Annotated in this window: 26 protein-coding genes; 14 read left to right on the forward strand and 12 right to left on the reverse strand. The window is 62.7% G+C overall.

Going from position 1 to position 21,852, the window contains the following annotated elements:
- Positions 1-25 precede the first annotated feature (25 nt).
- Both VB716_RS02555 and VB716_RS02560 read left to right on the forward strand, forming a co-directional pair.
- Positions 26-418: a Hepatitis C virus core protein gene (locus VB716_RS02555; RefSeq protein WP_323269638.1), complete on the forward strand. Its 393-nt coding sequence runs from the start codon at positions 26-28 to the stop codon at positions 416-418.
- A gap of 76 nt (positions 419-494) precedes the next feature.
- Positions 495-2,663, forward strand: coding sequence for a glutamine synthetase III (locus tag VB716_RS02560; RefSeq protein WP_322756986.1), 2,169 nt, complete (start codon positions 495-497; stop codon positions 2,661-2,663).
- Positions 2,664-3,169: 506 nt separating this feature from the next.
- Here VB716_RS02560 and VB716_RS02565 read toward each other — a convergent pair.
- The 4 genes from VB716_RS02565 to VB716_RS02580 form a co-directional block, all read right to left on the reverse strand.
- Positions 3,170-3,757 carry a DUF2808 domain-containing protein gene (locus VB716_RS02565; protein WP_323269639.1) on the reverse strand — a complete coding sequence of 196 codons (588 nt, stop codon included), beginning with the start codon at positions 3,755-3,757 and terminating at the stop codon, positions 3,170-3,172.
- Positions 3,754-4,470: a M23 family metallopeptidase gene (locus VB716_RS02570; RefSeq protein WP_197155275.1), complete on the reverse strand. Its 717-nt coding sequence runs from the start codon at positions 4,468-4,470 to the stop codon at positions 3,754-3,756. The genes VB716_RS02565 and VB716_RS02570 overlap by 4 nt, the downstream gene beginning before the upstream one ends.
- 82 nt (positions 4,471-4,552) lie before the next feature.
- Positions 4,553-5,809: a glutathione S-transferase family protein gene (locus tag VB716_RS02575; RefSeq protein ID WP_416223827.1), complete on the reverse strand. Its 1,257-nt coding sequence runs from the start codon at positions 5,807-5,809 to the stop codon at positions 4,553-4,555.
- Between the two features lie 172 nt (positions 5,810-5,981).
- Entirely contained in the window at positions 5,982-6,323 is a 342-nt protein-coding gene (locus tag VB716_RS02580; protein ID WP_197159255.1) for a P-II family nitrogen regulator, read from the reverse strand.
- Positions 6,324-6,619: 296 nt separating this feature from the next.
- On the opposite strand from VB716_RS02580, the gene VB716_RS02585 reads away from it, so the two are divergent.
- Positions 6,620-8,077, forward strand: a complete 1,458-nt coding sequence (locus VB716_RS02585) for an ammonium transporter (RefSeq protein WP_197155279.1) — start codon at positions 6,620-6,622, stop codon at positions 8,075-8,077.
- Positions 8,078-8,333: 256 nt separating this feature from the next.
- Here VB716_RS02585 and VB716_RS02590 read toward each other — a convergent pair whose 3' ends face one another.
- Both VB716_RS02590 and VB716_RS02595 read right to left on the reverse strand, forming a co-directional pair.
- Entirely contained in the window at positions 8,334-8,789 is a 456-nt protein-coding gene (locus tag VB716_RS02590) for a hypothetical protein (RefSeq protein ID WP_231605257.1), read from the reverse strand.
- On the reverse strand, positions 8,783-9,226 hold the full coding sequence (locus tag VB716_RS02595) for a pentapeptide repeat-containing protein (RefSeq protein ID WP_197159257.1): 444 nt from the start codon (positions 9,224-9,226) through the stop codon (positions 8,783-8,785). The genes VB716_RS02590 and VB716_RS02595 overlap by 7 nt, the downstream gene beginning before the upstream one ends.
- Before the next feature lie 225 nt (positions 9,227-9,451).
- Here VB716_RS02595 and VB716_RS02600 point away from each other — a divergent pair, with 225 nt between their 5' ends.
- Positions 9,452-9,841: a YraN family protein gene (locus tag VB716_RS02600; protein ID WP_197155281.1), complete on the forward strand. Its 390-nt coding sequence runs from the start codon at positions 9,452-9,454 to the stop codon at positions 9,839-9,841.
- Positions 9,842-9,867: 26 nt separating this feature from the next.
- On the opposite strand, the gene VB716_RS02605 is transcribed toward VB716_RS02600, so the two are convergent.
- The gene (locus tag VB716_RS02605) at positions 9,868-10,137 is read right to left on the reverse strand and encodes a hypothetical protein (protein ID WP_197155283.1); all 270 of its coding nucleotides are present in this window, start codon (positions 10,135-10,137) and stop codon (positions 9,868-9,870) included.
- 93 nt (positions 10,138-10,230) lie between these two features.
- Between VB716_RS02605 and rsmA the strand changes: the two genes are divergently transcribed.
- The 7 genes from rsmA (at position 10,231) to VB716_RS02640 (ending at position 16,265) form a co-directional block, all read left to right on the forward strand.
- Positions 10,231-11,085 carry a 16S rRNA (adenine(1518)-N(6)/adenine(1519)-N(6))-dimethyltransferase RsmA gene (rsmA, locus tag VB716_RS02610; protein WP_323269641.1) on the forward strand — a complete coding sequence of 285 codons (855 nt, stop codon included), beginning with the start codon at positions 10,231-10,233 and terminating at the stop codon, positions 11,083-11,085.
- A 60-nt stretch (positions 11,086-11,145) separates the two neighbouring features.
- Complete coding sequence (ispE, locus tag VB716_RS02615; protein ID WP_323269642.1) at positions 11,146-12,099, forward strand: 4-(cytidine 5'-diphospho)-2-C-methyl-D-erythritol kinase; 954 nt, start codon at positions 11,146-11,148, stop codon at positions 12,097-12,099.
- Positions 12,096-12,413: a DUF3082 domain-containing protein gene (locus VB716_RS02620; RefSeq protein ID WP_197170168.1), complete on the forward strand. Its 318-nt coding sequence runs from the start codon at positions 12,096-12,098 to the stop codon at positions 12,411-12,413. The genes ispE and VB716_RS02620 overlap by 4 nt, the downstream gene beginning before the upstream one ends.
- A gap of 175 nt (positions 12,414-12,588) precedes the next feature.
- Positions 12,589-13,572 carry a pyruvate dehydrogenase complex E1 component subunit beta gene (locus VB716_RS02625; RefSeq protein WP_197155297.1) on the forward strand — a complete coding sequence of 328 codons (984 nt, stop codon included), beginning with the start codon at positions 12,589-12,591 and terminating at the stop codon, positions 13,570-13,572.
- Between the two features lies 1 nt (position 13,573).
- On the forward strand, positions 13,574-15,091 hold the full coding sequence (gene secD, locus VB716_RS02630) for a protein translocase subunit SecD (RefSeq protein WP_323269643.1): 1,518 nt from the start codon (positions 13,574-13,576) through the stop codon (positions 15,089-15,091).
- The gene (secF, locus tag VB716_RS02635) at positions 15,088-16,059 is read left to right on the forward strand and encodes a protein translocase subunit SecF (protein ID WP_322756978.1); all 972 of its coding nucleotides are present in this window, start codon (positions 15,088-15,090) and stop codon (positions 16,057-16,059) included. The genes secD and secF overlap by 4 nt, the downstream gene beginning before the upstream one ends.
- Entirely contained in the window at positions 16,059-16,265 is a 207-nt protein-coding gene (locus VB716_RS02640; protein WP_323269644.1) for a hypothetical protein, read from the forward strand. Before secF ends, VB716_RS02640 begins: the two co-directional genes overlap by 1 nt.
- Positions 16,266-16,349: 84 nt before the next feature.
- Here the strand turns inward: VB716_RS02640 and VB716_RS02645 are convergent, their stop codons facing one another.
- Genes VB716_RS02645 through mnmH form a run of 4 tightly spaced genes read right to left on the reverse strand, consistent with a single transcriptional unit; the run spans position 16,350 to position 20,005 of the window.
- Positions 16,350-17,372, reverse strand: coding sequence for an AI-2E family transporter (locus tag VB716_RS02645; RefSeq protein ID WP_323269645.1), 1,023 nt, complete (start codon positions 17,370-17,372; stop codon positions 16,350-16,352).
- The gene (locus VB716_RS02650) at positions 17,369-18,442 is read right to left on the reverse strand and encodes an AI-2E family transporter (protein WP_323269646.1); all 1,074 of its coding nucleotides are present in this window, start codon (positions 18,440-18,442) and stop codon (positions 17,369-17,371) included. Before VB716_RS02650 ends, VB716_RS02645 begins: the two co-directional genes overlap by 4 nt.
- Positions 18,443-18,482: 40 nt before the next feature.
- Positions 18,483-18,851, reverse strand: coding sequence for a photosystem II reaction center protein Psb28 (gene psb28 / locus VB716_RS02655; protein WP_197155328.1), 369 nt, complete (start codon positions 18,849-18,851; stop codon positions 18,483-18,485).
- A gap of 23 nt (positions 18,852-18,874) precedes the next feature.
- Positions 18,875-20,005 (reverse strand): tRNA 2-selenouridine(34) synthase MnmH, encoded by a 1,131-nt coding sequence (gene mnmH, locus VB716_RS02660; protein WP_323269647.1) that lies wholly within the window; start codon positions 20,003-20,005, stop codon positions 18,875-18,877.
- 80 nt (positions 20,006-20,085) lie between these two features.
- On the opposite strand from mnmH, the gene VB716_RS02665 reads away from it, so the two are divergent.
- Together VB716_RS02665 and VB716_RS02670 are read left to right on the forward strand one after the other, a co-directional pair.
- Entirely contained in the window at positions 20,086-20,826 is a 741-nt protein-coding gene (locus VB716_RS02665; protein ID WP_323269648.1) for a GUN4 domain-containing protein, read from the forward strand.
- A gap of 32 nt (positions 20,827-20,858) precedes the next feature.
- Positions 20,859-21,284 carry an ATP-binding protein gene (locus tag VB716_RS02670; RefSeq protein ID WP_197170175.1) on the forward strand — a complete coding sequence of 142 codons (426 nt, stop codon included), beginning with the start codon at positions 20,859-20,861 and terminating at the stop codon, positions 21,282-21,284.
- On the opposite strand, the gene VB716_RS02675 is transcribed toward VB716_RS02670, so the two are convergent.
- On the reverse strand, positions 21,250-21,573 hold the full coding sequence (locus VB716_RS02675) for a DUF6439 family protein (RefSeq protein WP_323248022.1): 324 nt from the start codon (positions 21,571-21,573) through the stop codon (positions 21,250-21,252). The genes VB716_RS02670 and VB716_RS02675 overlap by 35 nt on opposite strands.
- 9 nt (positions 21,574-21,582) lie before the next feature.
- Between VB716_RS02675 and VB716_RS02680 the strand changes: the two genes are divergently transcribed.
- Complete coding sequence (locus VB716_RS02680) at positions 21,583-21,843, forward strand: hypothetical protein (RefSeq protein WP_197155343.1); 261 nt, start codon at positions 21,583-21,585, stop codon at positions 21,841-21,843.
- Positions 21,844-21,852: the final 9 nt, after the last annotated feature.

Here is a 21,852-nt window from a genome sequence, read left to right on the forward strand (position 1 = left end):
GTCCCCCGCACTGACCCCACCCCACATGCAGGATCCCCCAAGTGGCTATCAGAGCCTGGCCTGGGCCGGACTGATCGCCAACATCCTGGCGATCCCCCTAGGCATCGCGGTGATTCTGTTGGATCCTGACCTGAAGGTCGCCAATCTGGTGGTGATCAGCAGCGCTGTCCTGCCCACGATCGTCGTGGGTCTTGTGGCCTGTATCGCGCTGCTGCGCTGGCGACGCTGGGGTCAGATTCTGGCGATCGTCGCCCTGTCCATGAGTCTGGCGACCAGCCTCTCCTATGGGATCGTGCGACTGGCTCTGGTGGCCTCTGGCCGACCGGTTCTGGCCCTGTTGCTTCCTCTGTTGTGGATCACCAACGTGGCGCTGCTGGTCTACTGGTGCCGGCCGGTGCATCGCCATTACCTGGGCTGAGTTCTGTAGCAACCGCTGCAAGGAGAGGGAGGGGTCTCGGGATTGGATGTCATCCATCCGCCTCTCGTCCTTCACCATGCCCAGCCCCCAGCGCTTCGCCGTTGCACAGCAGATTCAGCAACGACAGCCGGTGGCCACCGCTCCGGTCCAGAGCCTTGAAGAGCTCTGGTGCAGTGACGTGTTCACGCTCGCCAAAATGAAGGCGGCGATGCCGAAGGAGATTTTCAAGTCGGTGCAGCGCACCATCAAGGACGGCAGCAAGCTCGATGTGTCGGTGGCCAATGTGGTGGCCCAGGCCATGAAGGAATGGGCTACGGCAAGGGGAGCCCTTTATTACTCCCATGTTTTCTATCCCCTCACCAACTCCACAGCCGAAAAACATGATGGTTTCATCTCTCCCCAGGGAGATGGCAGCGCCATCACGGAATTCACCGGCAAGTTGCTGGTGCAGGGCGAGCCGGATGGTTCTTCGTTCCCCAATGGCGGCATCCGCTCCACCTTCGAGGCCCGCGGCTACACCGCCTGGGACATCACCAGTCCGGCCTATCTGATGGAGACGCCCAATGGCGTCACCCTCTGCATCCCCACCGTCTTCGTCTCCTGGACGGGCGAGGCCCTCGACAAGAAGACCCCTCTGCTCCGCTCCAATGCCGCTGTCAATGCCCAGGCCCAGCGGCTGCTGGGTCTCCTGGGCGAAACCGACATCGCTCAGGTGAACTCCAGCTGTGGCGCGGAGCAGGAGTATTTCCTGATCGATAATGCCTATCTGCCTCTGCGCCCCGACCTCCTGCTGGCAGGTCGCACCCTGTTCGGCAAGTCGTCTGCCAAGGGCCAGCAGTTCGATGACCACTACTTCGGCGCGATCCCCGAACGGGTGCAGGTGTTCATGCAGGACGTGGAGCGTCAGCTCTACAAGCTCGGCATTCCCGCCAAGACCCGCCATAACGAGGTGGCTCCCTCCCAGTTCGAGATTGCTCCTTATTTTGAGGCGGCCAATGTAGCCACCGACCACCAGCAGCTGACCATGACCGTGCTGCGCAACACGGCCAAGAAGCACGGCATGGTGTGCCTGCTGCATGAAAAGCCATTTGCCGGCATCAACGGCTCCGGCAAACATGTCAACTGGTCGATCGGTAACGCAACCCAGGGCAACCTCCTCGATCCCGGCAACACGCCTCACGAGAATCTGCAGTTCCTGCTGTTCTGCGGTGCGGTGATCCGAGGTGTCCATCTCTATGGTCCACTGTTGCGGGCGGTGATCGCCACGGCCAGCAACGACCACCGTCTTGGGGCCAACGAAGCACCCCCGGCGATCATTTCGGTCTATCTGGGGAGTCAGCTTGAGGATGTGTTCAACCAGATCCGTGAGGGACGCCTGAGTAGTTCCTCCATCGGCGGAATGATGGATTTCGGTGTGGCGACCCTTCCCGAATTCCCCAAGGATGCCGGCGACCGCAACCGCACGTCTCCCTTTGCCTTCACCGGTAATCGCTTCGAATTCCGTGCCGTGGGCTCGGGCCAGTCTGTGGCTGGACCGCTGGTGTCTCTGAACACGATTCTGGCCGATTCACTGGCCTGGGTGTCCGATCAGCTTGAAGCCAAGCTGTCCAGTGGAACCTCCGTGGAAGAAGCCAGTCTGGTTGTGCTCAAAGAGGTCATGGAGAAGCACGGCAACGTGGTCTTCGGTGGCGATGGCTATTCCGATGCCTGGCATCGCATGGCTGTGGAAGAGCGTGGTCTTGAGAATCTTCGTACCACAGCGGATGCCCTGCCGGTGTTGCAACGTGCTTCCACTCGTGAACTGTTTGAGCACACCGGTGTGCTGACACCGGTCGAACTGGAGAGCCGATTCGAGGTCTACGCAGAGCAATATATTCTTGCGATTGAAGTGGAAGCCAAGCTGGCCGTGCAGATTGCCCGGTCTCAGATTTACCCTGCCGCCATGCGCTATCTGGGTGAATTGGCTGGCTCGCTGCAGTTGCAGACCGCCATGGGCCTGCAGGTGTCTCCCGAAACCCAGAATGCGGTTGCCTCCCTCAGCCAGACCTTGATGGAAGTCAGTGGCTCCCTCCAGACGGCGATTGATCAGCCCCCCCACGGCACCGAGGCCCACATGCGGCACTGTGCTGAAACACTGCTTCCCTTGATGTCAGACCTGCGCACTGCAGTGGATGGGCTGGAAGCCCTGGTGGACGACAATCTCTGGCCCCTGCCTTCCTACCAGGAGATGCTGTTCGTGCGTTGAGTCTGACCTGATTCAGCCCCTACTCACATCGGGTTGTTCTTGGCCCCGAAGGCTCGCCCTTCGGGGCTTTCTGCCGAAGCAGCGCTGGCGCCCTGGAGCGTGAGCTTCTGAAGATGTCGTAAAGGTGACAGTCAGCAGCTGTCACAGGAGCGATGATCCTTGATGGTCTCTGAGTTGCTTGCCGATGTCTGCATCGATGTCGCCTGCCAGCGCTTCCCGTTCTCCCTCCTTGCGCAGCAGCACGTCCAGCTCGTCTCCACCGCGCCCTTTCGAGCGAGGTGGCGGCTTCAATGCCGTTGGTCCACGCCTGTATCGGTTGGTCGACCTGCAGGGCATGCCTCACCCGGTTCTGGATGATCTCTATGACTCGCTCGAGTCAGCCTGGAGTGAAGCGATCAGTTGGTGGCAGGAAATGGGTGGTGCCGTGGGCGGTCCGGTCGGAATTGGGGTTGAAGTGAGTACAACCAATGGAGATTGGCGAACACTCAGATACCCAGGCTGTTGAATCAATAACGATCGATGGAATAGATCCGCAGGGTTCCTGATCCAACGGCTGATGGTATTGGGTTGGGTCCAGCTGGAATGGCTTCCACCTGGAACATGTACGTATCTGCCTGGGCAGGGTTATGCCATGGCTTGATCATCACTGTGATCGTGTTTCCGGGCGGTATCGGCTCTGGGAAGCTCAGCTTGAAGCGGCGGAGACTTGGGTCAAAGCTGGCTTCAACCGGGACTGGAGCTCCACCCTGACGGGGTTGCCCTAGAAAGGCTCGGGTTCTCTCCGGGCTGAAGGGGAATTGCCAGTCTGCACCGCGAGTCTGCTGAATGGTGAGACCGCCGAGTGATGCACCAGCATCCTCGGCAAGGGTGAGGGTGAAGTAGTACTCAGCCCAACGCTCGAAGACATTGGTGTAATAACTACTCAGATCTACTTTCCAGGGGGCTCTGAGGAACACCGTGCTGCCGCGTAGCTCGACAGCTCCACTTCTCAGGGGTTGGAAGACTGCTGCGCAAGCCAGACAGGACAACAGCACCAATCCAACCCGGGTCCTTTTCCAAGGATTCAGCCTTGTGATGTCGAAGCTGGAGGTCATGGCGCGCCTTGACTGGTTGCTTGGCTGGACTCAGCGAGCGCTGCCAACGTTCCCGGTGCTGACTCTGGAAGCGGCGGAAGAACTGGTGGTGGTAGAAGTCGAGTCAGATGGGGGGTGGGGTCGAGTGCCTCAACCGCAACATCGCCACGGCGTCGCAGTTCAAAATGAAGATGGGGACCGGTGGCCTGCCCACTCATGCCGACGCGGCCAATCGGCTGGCCAGCCTGGACAGCATCGCCTGGTTGGAGATCCGTGGATTCCAGGTGGGCGTAGAGCGTCTCAAGTTGGCTGGTGTGAGCCAGCACCACGGTGAGGCCATACCCACCAACGGATTCAACCAGAACAACGGTCCCTGCAAGGCTGGCTCGCACACCAGTTCCAGCGGGTGCGGCGAGGTCGAGGCCCGTATGCATTCTCCAGGCTCCGCGGGCTTCGGAAAAGCGCCAACCCCAGGGATCCACCTGCTGGGTCGCTCCAGCCAGGGGGTCCAGCAGTGGAGGAATGGATTGCACACCTGAAACCGCGTTGCTGTGGTCCGCAGCGCGATCGTCCAACGAGCCAGCAGATGGCAGAACATCGGCCACCGCCAGACGCGTGGGAATGGTCGCTGGTCTGGGGGGAATTCCCGGCGCTGCGGTTTCGTCCCATGACGCCCAGGCTGGGGCTCCCCCTAGAACAACAAGCAGCAGGGCCAGAGAGCCTGAAGCGGCCATCACATTACCCGTTCAAGCGGAACGACCAGAACAGCCACACGGTGAACTGAAGCCGCGCCACCGTCCAGTGGCAGGGACAGCTTCAGCGACTGGCTGTCAGGAATGGACGCGGATCCTGATCCCGGCGATGGCGCTGTGAGAGGGCTGGTGGTTGATCGTCGGGGCTGCGTGGATCGAGCTTTGCTGTGTCCTCAAGGGCCTGGCGCAGCAGCCGGGCTGAATGAAGCGGCATATCGCGCGGAACGCAGATGTGATCCCGCAGGTCACGCAGCCGGACGGCACTGCCTGGAGGTGGAATGCATGCCGTCCCCTGGATCAGGCGGGTTAGGGCAGCACGCAGGGCCTGATCAAAGCCGCTGTTGGAGGGTTGGCGCGCCACCAGCACAGTCCGATGCCGCAGAACCCTGGCGAGGGCTACGGCCGCAGCATCCGGCGGCACGGGTGCAGACGTTTCGGGGTCGGGCTCACAAATGGGCCATGGACCTCGATCGACTCGACTGGCGATGGCCTGCTGTTCAGCCGTGCCACTGGGATAACAGCCACCCATCTGAGGCGGCAGATCGTGGGCGTGGGTATGGATGTCGCTCTGGGTCCCGAGATACGTGGGGCGTCGCTCAAGGGCCTGGAACCAGCGATCGATGGCTGGATGCTCCTGACGCAAGGCATAAGCCTTGTAGTAAAGGAGGCTAGCCGCCATCCGCTCGAGATAAGGCACGAAAACCAGGTCAGCCGTACTGAAGTCACTCAGCAGGAAGGGGCCAGGAGTGTGCTGCAGCTCTGCTTCCATGCACTGGGCAGCACGGCGAAACGCATCACGGCGGTGACTGTCGTCGTCGATGGAACGGCTCGGTGTGCAGAGCCACTGACACCAGGATCGAAAGATCTGGCGTTCCAGGCGCCGCAGGGGCAGCACAGTGGGATCGTTCATGCCTGGACCGAGTGGAGCAAAACTTGTTTCCAGAGCCTCCAGGATGCGATCGCTCTCGGTAACCAGATGTCCATCGATCTCCAGAGCGGGCAACATCCCCGAGGCAACCCGTTGGCGGTACCAGGACTCCTTCTCGCCGTAGCAGAACATCGTGACCTTGCGGATGCGATAGGGAACCCGCCGCTCCTCCAGCCACAGCCAGACCTTTTGACAATACGGACACCAGGCGTGGTGGTCGCGGTACAGGGTGACCCGAACGGAAGTCTCGGGTTGTCCGAACAGCCTCAAGGTCGCCTGGGAATTGGTCAGACCTTCAACAGGATCGTCCAGTGAAGCTGCAAGCGTCTCGAGGCTGAGCCAGTCAAGTGGCAAGCAGGCCTCGAATGGGATTGGCGAAAGTTCGGAAGGCATGACAACAATCATGGAGTATCGAGCCTCTACTCGTGACGCTCACAAAACCAGCCACATAATAAAAACACCCCTCAGCCCAGAAGGACTAAGGAGCGAACTGATCAATAAAGGAATTTTCAGTAAGCAATCAGACCAGTGAGCTTCAGATCAGTGAGCTTCAGATCAGTGAGCTTCAGATCAGAGTGACATCTCCGGATTCACCGGTCCGGATGCGAATAGCATTTTCGACGTTGGTAATAATGATCTTGCCGTCGCCAATCTCACCGGTCTGGGCGTTCTTGAGCAGAGCCTCCACGACCTTGTCACAGCTTTCGTCAGTCACCACCAAGGTCAGGAGAGTCTTGGAGAGAAGACGTGCTTCCACCTTCACACCGCGATACACCTCTGTGTGCCCCATCTGTTTGCCGAAGCCTTGGACGGTGGTCACGGTCATCCCATTGATGCCCAGTTCCACCAGTGCGTCCTTGACGGGATCGAGCTTTTCGGGACGGATGATGGCCTGAATCTGTTTCAAGGCTTTGGCAAGTGGCTGGATCTCCACTTTGTCAGGGTCCGCCCGGAGGTGTGTAGCAAATGTTGCCAGATGCAACGGCAGATGCGACGAATCGCTGACACAGCTGCCGCTTGCATGGGAATCAGCCAGACGGTGTGGATTGAGGAATGACAGGCCCCTGGAGGCACGGATTGGCGATTTGGTAGCGACGGACACTTAGCAAAGGTGCCTTAACGAGCACTTTTGGACCTCAGGGAAGGGCTTCATGGCCTTCCACTCCCGTGCAGCCTCTGCTTTTTTTTGAGTCATCACGCTCCATGACAGTTGCTCCGCGCGCCCCCAGACGCACCGCCTCGAGGCGTCTGCAGGAGGCCAGTCTCATTGAGGCTCCGTCGCTGATTGTTCGCAGCATTCGGGGTCTCTCATCCCAACGCTCCCTCACCTGGCTGGCCTGCGTGCCACTGGCCTTGCTTGGTTTGGGCGTTTTCAACCTGTCGGCCCACGCGGCTGAGCTCCCTGAGCTCACGCCAGCGTTCCTGGCCAACAACATGTTCATCTTTGTCTGCGCGATCCTCGTCGTTTTCATGAACGCCGGTTTCGCCATGGTGGAGGCGGGAATGTGCCGGCAAAAAAATGCTGTCAACATTCTGCTGAAGAACCTGATTGTGTTTGCTCTTGCGGCAAGCGCCTATTGGTTGATTGGCTTTTCGCTGATGTACGGCGATGCGCTGGTTGATGGTTGGCTGTACTTCAACGGGCTTTTCTTTGATCCCGAAGTAACTGCTGAAATGGTCACCGAAGGCAGCCTTGTTCCTTCTGTTGACTTCTTCTTCCAGGTTGCATTTGCTGCTACGGCGGCCACAATCGTTTCCGGACTTGTTGCTGAAAGGATCAAGTTTGGCGAGTTTGTTGTTTTCTCGCTGATTTTGGTTGGATTTCTCTATCCCATTGCCGGCGCTTGGCAATGGAATGGTGGATGGCTTTCCAGTCTCGGTGGCGAAGCCGGTGGTTTCATTGATTTTGCTGGATCCTCGATCGTTCACTCCTTCGGAGCCTGGGCTGGCCTGGTCGGTGCAATCCTGCTTGGTCCCAGGATCGGTAAATTCGTGGGCGGCAAGCCGATGGCTTTGCCTGGTCACAGCATGGCCATTGCGACTCTCGGTTGCCTGATCCTCTGGATCGGTTGGTATGGATTCAACCCTGGATCCCAACTCGCCATGGATCAGGCTGTTCCTTACATCGCCGTGACCACCACCTTGGGTGCTGCTGGTGGTGCGATCTCCGGAACTGTCATCTCCCAGATTCGAGGTGGAAAGCCCGACCTCACCATGACCATCAATGGCATCCTTGCCGGTCTGGTCAGTGTCACTGCGGGATGTGACGGCATTTCGATGGCTGGTGCCTGGGTCATGGGTTTCATCGGTGGCGGCCTCGTGGTCTTCTCGGTTGCCTTCATCGACAGCCTGAAGATTGATGATCCGGTTGGTGCCTTCTCCGTGCACGGCACCTGTGGAATCTGGGGAACCCTTGCAGTTGGGCTGTTCAATCAGGAGAAAGGCCTGTTCTACGGCCATGGCTTCACCCAATTCGGCTATCAGATCGTCGGCGTCCTTGCCTATGGCATTTTCGCTGTGATCACCTCTTTGATCGTTTGGTCGATCATTGGTGCCATGTTTGGAGGCATTCGGGTGTCAGAGTCTGAAGAAATCGAAGGTCTCGACATTAGCGAGCATGGCATGGAAGCTTATCCCGACTTTGCATCTTCTGCAAAGTGAACTTTAAATTCCGATAATCCTCATTAGGGTTTCAGAATTTTGTTGATTCAATCACCGCTCCTGGGCTTGCTCTCCGGATCGGTGATTTTTTTGTCGACAGGGGAGGCCCTTAAAGGTTAGGAGTTTCTTTGAATCAGGAGATAAGACACATGTTTCTTGATTCTCTTTTGTTGGGGGCCTTCTTCTCGCATTTTTGATGACATGCGCAACAAAGCATCAGCGATATGGTCTTTCCTATTTAGTTAGCCATCAACCATCAACCATCATCGTCTTCTAGCAGAAGCTGCTGAAAAGCGGCATACAGTTCTTGATTCTGACTCTTCAGTTCGGCTTCATGTCGTCCGGCTTTTTCGGTTGTTTTGCCTCGCTGCTTCCCCTGCCGCCCTTGCCGTTGTTGGCCGCTGGACCGGACTCGCCGATTGTCATCCAGAGCGTCTGCCTTCACGGGCTCAGGGTTGCTGGATGTCTTCACCTCCATCTGACGTAACCGATCCATGAGATGGGGCGGCACTGTCCCGTCGGGACTGACCCGCATCAGCTGGCGAAACAGTTCGGCCGGGTCCTCTTCGGTTTCAACTTGATGGCGTCGCTCACTGGTCGTATGGCCAGGCGCTGGCTTGGGCTGAGGCAAAGGCAGCGGCTGTGGTAAGGCTCGTCCCAGCTGCTTCAATCGTTCCAGGCTATGGGCATCAAAGCTCATGATGGTCAGCATCCCAGGGTGTCGCGGGTGTTGCGACCAGTGATTGGGTTGGTGCCGCTGGCTGAGGCACAGAGAGTCTTGAGCGCATCGGCGCGCAATGGAACATTGGTGAAGTCGGCACCATCGATGGCCACACTCTGAAAGCGGGTGTTGAAGGCAAAGGCATCTTCAAGCACCGCATCGCGAAGGTCGGTTCCATTGAAGACCGCCGAATCCAGAGTGGCTTCGCGCAGATCCGCTCCTCTCAGGCTTGCGTCCTGCAGCTTTGCGCCGAACAGGCTGGCGCCGCGGAGATCGGCTCCAGTGAAATCGGCATCGCGCAGGTTGGTGAGGTTGAAGGTGACACCACGCAGATCCGCTTCCCGGAAATCCGCCCCGATCAGCACCTGCTTGGCATAGTCCATCGCTGCTGGAGCAGGTGCTGCCCAACTCAGAACACCCAGCAGCATCACGATGGCGCTCAGGCATCCAGCCAGCAAGCGGCCCAGACGTTCCAGTTTGAGCCCTGCGGAGTGGCATGGCACCAGGTCCAGCAGGCTCGGAGAGGCTCCTTGGGAGGCCCTGGCCATAGCGAATCGACGGGTGGTCCAACCCTAGGAAAAGTTTGGGACGGTCTTCCTGCCGCGATGACACCGCTGGGGAACTCTGCTCAAGTCACCCCATGCTCTGGATCGATGGGACTCCACCGACGATGCAAAGCCTCCACCCGGGAGCGGGGTCAGGGGGCAGAGGACTGGGCGGCGTTGCTGCTGCAGCGACATGGCTGGACCGTTCTTGCCCGCAACTGGTGGTGCCGCTGGGGTGAGTTGGACCTGGTGTTGGCAAAGCCTAGGCGGTTGCTGCTGGTTGAGGTGAAAGCGCGGCGGCGTTCAGGCCGTGATGGAGGCGGTGTAGCGGCCTTCGGCGTGATCAAGCGGAGGCGTCTGGCCCGGGCATGGGCGTGCTGGCTGGCAGCCCATCCCCATCTGGGAGATCGGCCGGTGGAGGTGGTGCTGGCCCTGGTACCGCTGCCGGTGGGGCTGGATGCGGTGCGCTGGTTGCGGATTGAGGCTGGTCTGGGTTGAGGGTGGTCTGCTGGCAACCACCGCTCCTAGGGCGCCTGGGTCGGGGGCGGATCAGTGGTGTATTCCACCGAGCAGCGGTAGCGGGTGTTGTTGAATCCCACCCCGAATTCTTCGCAGCGCTGCCCTGTGACCGTGGCTCCGGCAGGGATCTGCTCCATGGCCCGCTGCAGGGCATTGGACTTGTCCCAGACCGATTCAGCGGTTGCACTGCCGGCCTGGGCCGGTGACGGCCAGGACAGCACCGTGCCGATCAGAGCGCAGCCGATGCAGATCAGGTTCGGAGGGTGGCGGAGCATGGAAGATCTCTCGCAACGACGAGCAAGGCTTCTCTCTTGATAGCCAGGCTGGGCCTGTGGCGCTGCAATCTGGATGCTTGTTCCCGGCCTGCCATGACTTTCGCTGCCCACCGGGCGCGCAAACGCTTTGGCCAACACTGGCTGATCGATCAGAGCGTTCTGGATCGCATCGTGGCCGCCGCTCAGCTTGGGCCTGAAGATCGGGTCCTGGAGGTGGGGCCTGGACGCGGAGCCCTGACGGAACGGCTTCTGGCTTCGCCGGCGGCATCTGTGCAGGCGGTGGAGCTGGATCGTGACCTGGTTCAAGGCCTGCGACAGCGCTTTTCAGATGATCACCGCTTTCATTTGATCGAAGGCGATGCCCTCGTGGTTGCCTTGCCAGCAGCCGACAAAGTGGTGGCCAACATCCCCTACAACATCACGGGACCCCTGCTGGACAGGCTGTTGGGCCGCCTCGATCGGCCCGTGGAGCTGCCCTACGCACGCCTGGTGTTGCTGGTGCAGCAGGAGGTGGGAGAGCGGATCCGAGCCCGTCCCGGCAGCAGTGCTTACTCGGCGCTGAGTGTGCGGATGCAGTTGCTGGCGCATTGCCATTCGGTCTGCAGTGTGCCGCCTCGGTGCTTTCAGCCGCCGCCGAAGGTGATGTCCGAAGTGATTGCCCTGGAGCCGATGGCGGCTTCCGACCGCCTTGAACCCCGTCTGGCCCGGGCCGTGGAGTCGTTGCTGCGCCGCTGCTTTGCCGCCAGGCGCAAGATGTTGCGCAACAGTCTCTGCGGCCTTGTGGGTGACCAGGAGTTGCTTGCCGTGGCGGCAGAGGCCGGGATCGACCTTCAGGACCGACCCCAGATGCTCTCACCTGCCCAATGGGTGGCCCTGGCTACGGCCCTGGAGCCCTATGGCTCTCAGGTTCAACCAAGCGGAGGAGAATCGAGCTCCACTGAGTGCTGAACCCAGCTCCTGCAGACTCAGGCCCAGTCCACGCGGCAGATGCCGCCGCCGCCTGTTGCCATGGCTGAGCTCATTGTGCGGGCCCCCGCCAAGATCAATCTGCACCTGGAAGTGCTGGGTCTGAGGCCGGATGGCTTTCATGAGCTGGCCATGGTGATGCAGACCCTCGATCTGGAAGACCGGCTGTGTCTGCAGGCGCGCCCTGATGCGGAACTGACCCTGTCGAGTGATCGGTCTGACCTTCCGAGTGATGGCAACAATCTGATTGTGAAGGCTGCGGATCGGTTGCGGCGCCACGTGGGTCGGCTCGACCTCGGCGCGTCCATGCGCCTGGAGAAACGGATCCCGATCGGAGCGGGGCTGGCGGGAGGAAGCAGTGACGCGGCGGCGGCCCTTGTGGGCCTGGATGCCCTTTGGAATCTGCAACTGAATCGCTCCGAACTGCTGGATCTGGCGGCAGAGCTCGGCTCCGATGTGCCGTACTGCCTGGTCGGCGGTACCCAGCTCTGTTTCGGGCGAGGTGAGCGGCTGGAGCCGGTGCCCTTGCCCGAGCCGCCGCGCCTCGGGGTGCTGCTGATCAAGCATCCCGATGTGAGCGTGTCGACCCCCTGGGCCTACGGGTTATGCCGCCTGCGGAGGCAGGCCACCTATGTGGAGGGTGAATCCGCTTTTGAGCAGCGCCGTCAGGCCCTGCGGCAGGGGCCACTGCTGGCGGCTCTGCAGGGCCATGGCCCTTGGCCGCCCTTGCGCAACGATCTCCAGACGGTGGTGGAGCCAGAGGTGGCCTGCGTCCGTGAGGGGCTGGTTCTGCTGCGGCAGGCCCCGGGGGCCGAGCAGGTGGCGATGAGTGGGTCTGGTCCAAGCCTGTTTGCCCTGTTCAGCACGGTGGCCGATGCGGAGAGGGCCCTGGAACACCTGGCGACGCCACTGAGGGACGCTGGCTTCGAGGCCTGGTGCTGCCGCTGCAGCAGCTCCGGTGTCAGCCTGGACCCACTCGCCTGTGCCGACCGATGAGTGAACCCGAGGAGGCGACGCCCTCCACAACCACCCAGCCCCGCAAGGGCCCGCTCAGCTTTCTCTCGGGTGCCCTCACCAGTGCCCTGCTGGGCTGGCTCAGCCTGGGGGTGAGCCAGCGGGTCGTGGGGTACTACATCGACCATCCGCCCAGCTACGGCTCGGCGATGGCCCAGAGCATCGCCACCGCCGTGAAAACCCTGGTGGTGGGGATGTGCTTTCTGGCCACCTTCAGCTTTGGCTTCATCGGCCTGGGGCTGTTTCTGGTGTTCCTGCGCAGCCTGGTGCCTGCCGGAAGCGAGCAGAGTCCTTAAGCTCGGGGACCTCGCACGGTCTTCCCTGATGGTGGACCTGATCCGATGACTCCCCACGACCTGGGCCTGCTGGTCACGTTGCTGCTGCCGGGCCTGCTGCTCTCGGTGCTGCTGCTGAGCACCTTTGCAGCGGGCGGCTGAGATAAGTTGGCGCGAATCTGGACACCGCTTGGCAGTGGCTGAAACTCTTCTGTTCAACGCCCTGCGCGACGCCATCGACGAGGAGATGGCCCGTGACCCCTACGTCTGCGTCATGGGAGAAGACGTGGGCCAGTACGGCGGCTCCTACAAGGTCACCAAGGATCTCTACGAGAAGTACGGCGAACTGCGGGTGCTGGATACGCCCATCGCTGAAAACAGCTTCACAGGCATGGCCGTGGGCGCTGCCATGACGGGCCTGCGCCCGATCGTGGAGGGCATGAACATGGGCTTCCTGCTGCTGGCCTTCAACCAGATCTCCAACAACATGGGGATGCTGCGCTACACCAGCGGCGGCAACTACACCATTCCCACCGTCGTGCGCGGCCCCGGTGGGGTCGGGAGGCAGCTGGGCGCGGAACACAGCCAGCGCCTCGAGGCCTATTTCCATGCGGTGCCTGGCATCAAGATCGTGGCGGTGAGCACCCCCACCAATGCCAAAGGCCTGATGAAGGCCGCGATCCGCGACAACAATCCGGTGCTCTTCTTCGAGCATGTGCTGCTCTACAACCTCTCCGAGGACATCCCCGCCGGCGACTACGTCTGCGCCCTTGACCAGGCCGAGGTTGTGCAGCAGGGCAGCGACGTGACGATCCTCACCTATTCGCGCATGCGTCACCACTGCCTCAAGGCCGTGGAGCAACTGGAAGCCGAGGGGGTCAGCGTTGATCTGATCGACCTGATCAGCCTCAAGCCCTTCGACATGGAGACGATCTCCCGCTCCATCCGCAAGACCCACAAGGTACTGGTGGTGGAGGAGTGCATGAAGACCGGCGGCATCGGCGCCGAACTGATCGCCCTGATCACGGAGCACTGCTTCGACGATCTCGATGCGCGGCCGGTGCGGCTGTCCTCCCAGGACATCCCCACCCCCTACAACGGTGCCCTGGAAAATCTCACGATCATTCAGCCCCACCAGATCGTGGACGCTGCCCGGCAGCTCAAGGCGGGCCTGATCTGAGATGGCACGACAACAGGGGTGGTTCGCCCTGATCCTGGCTTTGGCGATCGCCGCCGGAGCCCTTCTTGCCAGCTATCCCTTGCAGCTCGGTCTGGATCTGCGCGGCGGCAGCCAGCTGACCTTGCAGGTGCTGCCGGCCGGTGCCATCAAGACAGTCGACAAGGAACAGCTCGAGGCTGTCAAGGAGGTGCTCGATCGCCGCATCAATGGCTTGGGCGTGGCCGAATCCACTCTCCAGACGGTGGGTAACGACCAGATGGTTCTGCAGCTGCCCGGCGAGCAGGATCCCAGTCGTGCCGCCAAAGTGCTCGGCACCACAGCCCTGCTTGAGTTCCGCACCCAGAAGCCCGGGACTGAGCAGGCCTTGCGCGGCCTGCTGGCGCTCAAACGCCAATCCGAAGCCGTTATACGCAGCAAGGAGCGCCGCACCGCAGAGGTCAACGAGCCGCCCACTGCCCCTGGAGCTCCGAACCCGGAGCCGCCGCCTGATTTCCAGGCCGACGAACTGGCCGATGCCATGCGCAGCATGGGCCTCACCGTTCCAGCCGGCAGCAGCGAAATTGACCAGCTCAGGTTGCTCCTGGAAGCGGTCAACAGCCGGGTTGTCGACCTGTTTGAACCCACAGGCCTCACCGGTAAGGATCTGGTCACTGCCGGCCGCCAGCAGCAGCAGAGCGGCGCGGGTTGGGAAGTGACCCTCGGGTTCAATCGCGAAGGCGGGGAGAAGTTCGCCACCCTCACCCAGTCGATCGCCGGCACAGGTCGCCTGCTTGGGATCGTGCTGGACGGTCGATCGATCAGCGAGGCCACCGTGGGACCTGAGTTCAAGGCTGCCGGCATCGCCGGTGGCTCCGCCAGCATCACCGGCAACTTCAGTGCCGAGGAAGCGAGGGATCTGGAAGTGCAGCTCCGCGGCGGCTCTCTGCCCCTGCCTGTGAAGGTGGTGGAGGTCAGAACGGTGGGTCCGTCCCTTGGGGCTGAAAACGTCCGTACCAGCTTGTTGGCCGCTCTCTCCGGCCTGGCTCTGGTGGCGGTTTTCATGGTCTGGGTGTATCGCCTGCCGGGCCTGGTCGCGGTGGTGGCCCTGAGCCTCTATGCCCTGTTCAACCTGGCGATCTACGCCCTTATCCCGGTGACCCTGACCCTGCCGGGGATCGCAGGCTTCATCCTGTCGATCGGCATCGCGGTCGATGCCAACGTTCTGATCTTCGAGCGGGTCAAGGAGGAACTGCGCCAGGGCACCACCTTGATCCGATCGATCGATTCCGGTTTCTCCCTTGCCCTGTCGTCGATCCTCGATGGGCACGTCACGGGACTGATCAGCTGCGTCGCCCTGTTCGCGCTCGGCACCGGCCTGGTCAAGGGTTTTGCCGTGACCCTGGGGATCGGTCTTCTGCTGAGCCTGTTCACCGCACTGACGTGTACCCGAACGCTGCTGCGGTTGCTGATGAGCTATCCAAGCCTGCGCCGTTCCACTTACTTCCTGCCTGCCACCCAGCTCCCCGGCACCGCCGCATGACCGCAAGCCTTGCTTCCCTTCCACCCCTTCGCTTTTTCCGCATCAGCCGGCATCGACGCGTCGCCTGGATCGGGTCTGGGGTTGCCTGCCTGTTGAGCCTGATCGGCCTGGCCATCTGCTGGTTCACTCCTTCCATCGGTGCACCCTTGAAGCCGGGGCTCGATTTCACCGGCGGCACCCAGATCCAGATCGAGCGTGCCTGTGATCCAGGCGCCTGCTCAGCGATCAATGGACAGGAGATCCAGCAGCGCCTGGCCCGGATCAGCCTCCCCAGCGAAGCAGAGGAGCAGGCACCGAACATCTCCAGCGTCGCCGTGCAGGTGCTGGATCAGGGCCAGTCCGTGGTGTTGCGGTTGCCCGCTCTGGCGCCGGCCCAGAGCGCTGCGGTGATTGAGGAGATGGCCGCGGATGTGGGTCCGCTCGATCAGGCCGGTACCTCGGTCAATACGATCGGCCCCACGCTCGGAGCGCAGCTGTTGCAAGGCAGCCTGATTTCTCTGCTGGTGAGTTTTGCGGCAATCGCGGCCTACATCACCCTCCGCTACGACCGTGTCTATGCCTTTCTGGCCCTGCTGGCTCTGGGTCACGATGTGCTGATCACCTGTGGGGTGTTCGCCTGGCTCGGTCTGCTCCAAGGGATTGAGGTCGACTCGCTCTTTGCCGTATCGCTGATCACCGTGGCCGGCTATTCGGTGACAGACACCGTGGTGGTGTTCGACCGGATTCGGGAGCAGAAATCCCTGATTGGCCAGTTTTCGCTCATCGATCAGGTGGACGTCGCTGTGGATGCCACCCTCACCCGCTCGCTCTACACCTCGCTCACCACGCTGTTACCACTGCTGGCCCTGATCTTCTTCGGAGGTAGCAGCCTGTTCTGGTTCGCTGTGGCCCTAACCATCGGCATTTCTGTTGGCAGCTGGTCGAGCATCGGCATCGCTCCGACCCTTCTGCCACTGCTGTCCCGTTGATGGAGACCCCAGTGCGGCGAGGCAGGGCAGGCCTTCTTGTCCCGATCGCCCTGTTGCTGTTCGCCCTCGCGGATCTTCGGGTCGAACTGCAGCTGTTGCTGGATCACATGACCCTGACGGCACTGGGGTTTGCGATCCGGGCCCATCCCCTGGCCGTGTTGGTGCTGCTGCTGCAACCGTCGCTGTGGCGGCACTACCGCCGCTGAGTGTTGGCCAGCACCGATTCAGCCATCCAGCTCGCTTCTGCAGCTCCCGCTCCCGCTCAGTGAGATCGCTGGTAGTCAGCTGGCTCAATCGCTTCGCGGCCGGGTTCCATCCCAGCGATCCATGATCTCGGCCACCACCACCTCCTGACCGATCACCTGCAAGACCACCACCAACGGCAGGGCAATCAGCACGCCGGGCAGCCCCAACAGGGCTCCCAGGCAGAGCTGGGCCATCAGGGCCACGGTAGGGAGCAGGTTCACCGTTCGGCTGAGCAGCACCGGTGTGAGCAGAAAGGCCTCGCCGTTCTGCAGCACCAGCCGCAGCATCAGCACCTGCAGCACCTTGGCGGGCGAAACCAGCAGGGCCATGGCCAGGGGCAGCATGGTGGCAGCCGTGGGACCGATGGTGGGCACGAACGTGAGCAGGGCACAGACCAGCGCGCTGAGCAGGGCCAGCGGCACGCCCAACAGGGAGAGTCCGGCCCAGGTGAGCAGACCCACCACTACGGCCGACAGGGTCATCCCGGCCAGCCAGCCCCCCAGGGCCTCGCGGCAGTCTCCCAGCAACTGCCGCATGCGCAGCCGGTAGAAGCGCGGGGTGGCCGCCACCACCAGTCCTTGATGGCTGCGGGGATCCAGGGCCAACAGGATGGCGAGCAGGACCATCAACACCAGCTGGATGGTGCTGTTGGCAGCACCACCGGCCACCCCGATCAGCTGGCCTCCGAGCGGCTGAAGATTCTCCCAGGTGCTGCCCTCCAGCAGTTGCTGTTCAAGCCGATCAAAGCCGGGCACGTTGGCGGCGAGCGCGGCCAGCTTCTGGGTCAGGGCGGGCAACAGCTGGATGAGGTCGTTCACCTGGGTGAACAGCTCCGGCAACAGCAGGCCGCCCAACTGGGTGCCGGCCACCAGCAGCACCAGCAGCACCAGGGCAAGGGCTGCCGGTCGGTTCAGGGGCAGCAACCGACGCAGCAGCGTGATCGGGACGTCGAGCGCCACCGCCAGAACGATCGCGCCGAACAGAATCAGCAACACCCATCGCAGCTCCCAGGTCAGGAGGCCCAGCACGATCAGGGCGAGGGCTCCCAGCAGGGTGCGCGAACTCATGGCGCAGCGGCCCTCTGCGCCTTCCAGGGATCAAGAATGTCGCGGATCACGATTTCCCGCACGATCACCTGCAGGCACACGGCCAGGGGCAGGGCCAGCAGCAGGCCCAGAGGGCCGAACAGCACCGTGAACAGCAACTGGGCCATCAGGGTGAGGCCCGGGAGCAACTGGAGCTGGTGGTGCATCACCGAGGGAGTGATCACGTAACTCTCCAGGTTCTGAATCGCCACATAGAGGCCAAGCACCGCCAGGGCCTTCCAGGGGCTTTCCAGCAGCGCCACGGACATGGGAAACAGGGTGCTGAGGGTAGGGCCCACATTGGGGATCACGTTCAGCAGTCCGGCCAGCAGGGCGTTGGCGGCCACCAGCTTCACCCCGAGCAGAGACAGGCCGATGGCCGCCAGAACCCCCACGCAGGTGGAGCTGATCAGGACCCCTACCATCCAGGCACTGAGGGCATTGCCACACTGAACCAGAACGGCGCGGAACCGCCTCCGATAAAACGACGGCACCAGGAGCAGCAGAGCCTCTCGGTACGCCTCCGGCTGGCTGGCGATCATCAGCGCCACCGCCACCACAAACAGGGTCTGGATCAGGCCGGCGCCGACATTGCCGGCCAGTCCAAGGATGCGAACGGCGCCGCCGCTGAGATGGGAGGCCAGATCACCGGCGGGATTGGCCCCTTGCAGCCCCTGCTGCAACCAGGAGAGAGTGCCATCGCTTCGGCCGTACAGCATCCTGCTGGCGCTGTCCATGGCCTGCCGAAGCAGTTCAAGCAAGGCACGACCAGCCTGGGGAATCTTCTGCAGGAGCTCTGAAAACTGCCCCACGAAGGCAGGGATCACGGCGGTGCTGACGACCAGCACCACAACCAGCAGCAGTGCGAGGCTGAGCAGAAGTGCCAGTGGGCGCGGACAGCGCAATCGATGGCGCAGCTGGCCCACCAGGGTGCAGAGCGCCATCGCCAGCACAACCGCGGCGAACACCAGAACCAAGGCCTCCCGCAGGCTCCAGAGGAGCAGCAGGGAGGCCACCAGGGCAGCAAGCCCGAGCCACTGGCCGAAGGTCACGATCCCATCCTCTGCTGGTCGAGCCTGGCCTCAGCTGGGATCAGGAGTCCTCGTCCTCGCTTTCCTTGTCTTCCTGGCCCGAAAATCCCAGACCATGGCTGTCGGCATAGCGCTCAGCGAAGCGCATGAACCGCTCGAAGTCGGTGGTGTTCTTCCAGGTGTAGGTGGCCTCCAGGGCGCTGGCCTTGCCGTTCACGAAGCGGGCCTTGACCTCGCGGGTCACCATCTCGCCTTCTTCGTCCTGCATGAACATGCCGGTGATGTCGCCCAATGCTTCGGGTGCCAGGGCCTGAGGCTCTTCGAATACGAACAGGGCCTGCCCGGTGCGGCCATCGCGGGAGCGGGTCAGACGGATATCGGGCACCACCGGCTCATCCACACCACGGAAGAACTGAATGGCGGCACCCATGATGGCTCGGGCAAAAACTGATCCTAGGCAGACACTGGCTCGCTGCCCAGCAGGTGACTCTCCAGCCGCATGGCGGCATCCGTGTCGTTCAGGCCGCTGAGATCAAGCCGTCCCAGGCTGGGCGCAGGGTGACGATCCAGCTCGTGGTCGTAACAGCGGTCGTAGTAGTCGAGCATGGCCTTGCAGGCGCTGGCCCAGTCCTGGGCTGCGATCGCCTTCAGGGCAGCGTCCGTGCGCTGTGGACCCAGCCGCCGAGCGATCCGTTCGGTGGCCTGGCGCAGGCCGTCGGGATCCTGGAGGCCGTACACCGCCACCAACCGATCGATCCGTTCCGACTCGGTGCGCTGGATCTCCAACACCGGCGCCTGTAGCATCTGCTGCCAGAACGCCCGCGGAATCCGGCAGCGTCCCACCTGGGCGCTTTCGGCTTCCACCCAGATGGCGTCGGCGTTGCGTTGGTGCAGCAGCGCCAGCGCCAGTCGATTCTCGAAATGTTCGCTGGTCGGCTGTTCCGGTTGTCCGAGGCCGCCGAAGCTGCTGCCACGGTGATGGGCCAGGCCCTCCAGATCAATCACCGCCATCCCCCGGGCGGCCATTGCCTCCAGCAGATCGGTCTTGCCGCAGCCGGTACGTCCCCCCAGCAGCTGCAGCGGCCAGGGCTGCTCGAAGCTCTGCAGCACCCAGCGACGGAAGGCCTTGTAGCCCCCCTCCAGCAGGACCACCGGCAGATCCAGGGTGGAGGCCAGCCAGGCGACACTTCCCGAGCGCATGCCACCACGCCAGCAGTGCAGCCGCAGATCGGACACCTTCGGTGTTCCGCTGCAATCGGCGTTGGCCAGTTCGCTCAGCCTGTCTCCCAGGTCAACCAGCCTCGGACCGACCAGCTCCAGCCCGCGCCGAACCGCACTGGGGCGGCCCTGCTGTTTGTAGAGGGTGCCGATCTCGGCGCGCTCCTCATCGCTGAACAGGGGCAATGAGCAGGCGCCGGGGATGTGGCCCTGGCGGAACTCGCCGGGGCTGCGCACATCCACCACCGGTCCAGACGCCGCCAGAAAGGCACTGACCGGCAGTGCCGCAGGCTCTGCAGAGGTGCTGGCGATCCCAGGCAGCACCGTGGGATGCAGGTCAGAGGATCGGCTGTCGCGGAGGCTCATGGTGGTGGGGCGCTGCGCGTCATCAGACCCGACTGACATAGTGGGCCAACACTGGCTCCCCTTCTGGCTGGTTCCCCACCATGCTCTCCGGTTCCCCGGTTTCCGTCGCCGCCAGTGCGGCGCCAGATCAGCTGCTGGAGCGCTTCCTCTCCGCCTCCCCGCGTCAACGGCGCAGCCTGCTGGGCCAGATTGAGAGCCGTGCCTCCGAGCTGGCTCCGCTGATCGGTGACCGCCTTGATGGCTGGGATGCCACCGGTGACGACTGGGCCCTGGGTTTTCTGCTGCAACTCCTGCTCAAGGCGGGCGATCAGGAGCTGCGCGAGCAGGTGCTGGCCCGCTATCCGGACGGCTGGCTGGCGGTGACCAGCGGTGCAGGGCTGGACTACGCCCCTCTGCAGCGCCATCTGATGCTGCAGGACTTCGAGGCGGCTGATCGGATCACCAGTGAGCTGTTGCGCCAGCTTGCCGGCAGCGGCGCCATGCAACGGGGCTACGTGTATTACAGCGAGGTGCCAGCGATCGCGGGCGTGGACCTGGAGAGCCTCGATCGGCTCTGGCTGGTCTATTCACGCGGTCGCTTCGGTTTCTCCGTTCAGGGTCGCCTGCTGGCCGCCTGTGGCGGTCGCTGGGAGCTGCTCTGGCCACGCCTGGGCTGGAAGCACGAGGGCCTCTGGACACGCTATCCAGGCTCCTTCACCTGGTCGATCGAGGCGCCCGAGGGACACATGCCCCTGGTCAACCAGTTGCGAGGGGTGCGGCTGATGGATGCACTGCTGCGCCATCCCGCCCTGCGGCAGCGCATCGAGAAGGCCGCGGGGTAGGGTCAATTCCGGCAGCTGCTGATCCTGATCTGTTGGCGTTGCGTTGGTCCGATTTCATCACTCCCTCCACATTGCAGCTGGCTCCGCTGGTGGAGTTGTTGCTGGAGCCGGTGCGCTGCGAGCGCACCCTGGCTGAGTTGCATCTGGGTCTCCAGGAGGCCCTGGTCAATGCCGTGCGCCATGGCAACGGCTGTGATCCGCGCAAATGCCTGCGGATTCGCCGCATCCAGACGCCGCGCTGGCTGGTCTGGCAGGTGCAGGATGAGGGACCTGGTGTGCCGGCAGGCCATCGCGGCCACGCCTTGCCTGACCACGAGGACACCCCCTGCGGCCGGGGCCTGTTCCTGATCCACCATTGCTTTGATGATGTGCGCTGGAGCGGCCGCGGGAACCGCCTCCAACTGGCCGTTCGGCGCTCCCGCTTCAACGCCCGTGGCTTGGACAGCCCGGATCACTGATCTCCTGACGCAGCCAGGCCAGGCCATGCTCCAACAGCGCGATCGCCCGCTCCCGCGCTGCGGTTGAGCTGGTCGAGGCCGGGCTGTCCTCTCCGAGCAGCTGCACCAGGGCCGCCGCAATCTGCTCCGCGCCACGGCGCGGCCGTTGGGCCTTGAGGGCGTGCCAGTCACGGTCTCCGATGCTGAGGCTGCGATGCAGAGCCACGGCTTGCTCCAGGGCCTGCGGGGGCCAGTCCCGTTTCACAGCAGCTGACTGGGTCACTGGACAACACACAACGGCGGCGCCCATCCTGGCGGGATGCCTCACCCCACGCGCCGCACCCGCCCGATCGGTGCCCTGCATCAGCTGGCTGCCGTGCTCACCATGGCCAGTGCAGCTCCTCGGCAGCTCGGACAGGCTGCCTGGCAACGTCGCCAACGGCAACGGCTCGCCATTGCCCAGCGCCTGCTCGATCCCCTGCCCCAGGGGCTGCGGCAACCCCAGGCTGGACGCCACTTCTGGGTCGGCCTGAGGGGAGCCGGTGCCGGCCTGATCCTGGCCTGGTGGCTTCAACGCTGAGCTGCACCC

The sequence above is a fragment of the Synechococcus sp. CCY9201 genome (assembly GCF_034931105.1).
Lineage (GTDB): Bacteria > Cyanobacteriota > Cyanobacteriia > PCC-6307 > Cyanobiaceae > CBW1002.